The 945-nt window shown below is 71.6% G+C and carries 2 protein-coding genes; one reads left to right on the forward strand and one right to left on the reverse strand.

What is annotated here, in order from left to right; translation table 11 throughout:
- Positions 1-308: ATP-binding cassette domain-containing protein (locus tag FRZ03_RS12175; protein WP_146465167.1), on the reverse strand; the 308-nt coding region annotated here is incomplete at its 3' end.
- A 74-nt stretch (positions 309-382) separates the two neighbouring features.
- Here FRZ03_RS12175 and FRZ03_RS12180 point away from each other — a divergent pair.
- A complete protein-coding gene (locus tag FRZ03_RS12180) occupies positions 383-883 on the forward strand; it encodes a GbsR/MarR family transcriptional regulator (RefSeq protein ID WP_146465162.1) in 501 nt (166 codons plus the stop codon).
- The last annotated feature ends 62 nt before the right edge of the window (positions 884-945 follow it).

Consider the following 945-nt stretch of genomic DNA (forward strand, 5'->3'; position numbering starts at 1 on the left):
CGGCCGAACAGGTCGATGACCTCGCCGCCGGAGAGGTTGCGCCACAGCGTCACGTCGCCGGGCACATAGGCGATCCTGCGGTGCACCTCCACCGCGTCCCGCCACGGGTCGCGGCCCAGCACCCGTGCGGCGCCCGCGTCGGCGCGCAGCAGCCCGAGCAGCACCCGGACGGCGGTCGACTTGCCGGCGCCGTTGGGGCCGAGGAAGCCGTGCACCTCACCGGTCTCGACGTCGAGGTCGAGACCGTCCAGCGCCTGGGTCCGGCCGAAGGACTTGTGGAGCCCGGCGACCGTGATTGCCTTCGTCATGGATCCCGAACGTACGCTTCGTTCAGAAATTTGTGAAGTTACTGAACGTCCTGATGTTGGGTACGGTTGACCCCATGACGGAAGCGGTGGGCGCACAGCCGGCGGGGCGGGACCCCGAGGCGGTCTCGGCGTTCGTGGAGCACTTCGCGGCCCAGCTGGTCGAGGCGGGCATGGCCCGCATGCCCTCCCGCGTCTTCGCCGCCCTGCTCGCCTCCGACACCGGCACCCTGACCTCGGCCGAGCTGGGCGAACAGCTGCGGATCAGCCCGGCGGCCGTCTCCGGCGCGGTGCGCTACCTCGCCCAGGTCCACATGCTCTCCCGCGAACGCGAACCGGGCTCGCGCCGGGAGCGCTACCGCGTGCACAGCGACCAGTGGTACGAGGCCCTCACCAACCGCGACGCCATCATCAAGCGCTGGGAGGACGCCCTGCGCGAGGGGGTCGTCAGCCTGGGCGCGGACACCCCGGCGGGCCGCCGCCTGGCCGAGACGCTGGCCTTCTTCGAGTTCATCGAGAAGGACGTGGCACAGATGATGGATCGCTGGCGCGCCTACCGGGACGAGAAGTACCGGTGAGCCCGGGGTGCGCGCTCACCGCCCCTGCGCGCCGGCCGGCAGCACCAGCGTCCAGGCCCCCT

The organism is Streptomyces misionensis, from assembly GCF_007896895.1.
GTDB classification, from domain to species: Bacteria; Actinomycetota; Actinomycetes; order Streptomycetales; family Streptomycetaceae; genus Streptomyces; species Streptomyces misionensis_A.

Bases quoted from the DNA above. Each gene is read 5' to 3' on its own strand.
- FRZ03_RS12180 (WP_146465162.1), top strand. From the start codon at position 383: ATGACGGAAGCGGTGGGCGCACAGCCGGCGGGGCGGGACCCCGAGGCG.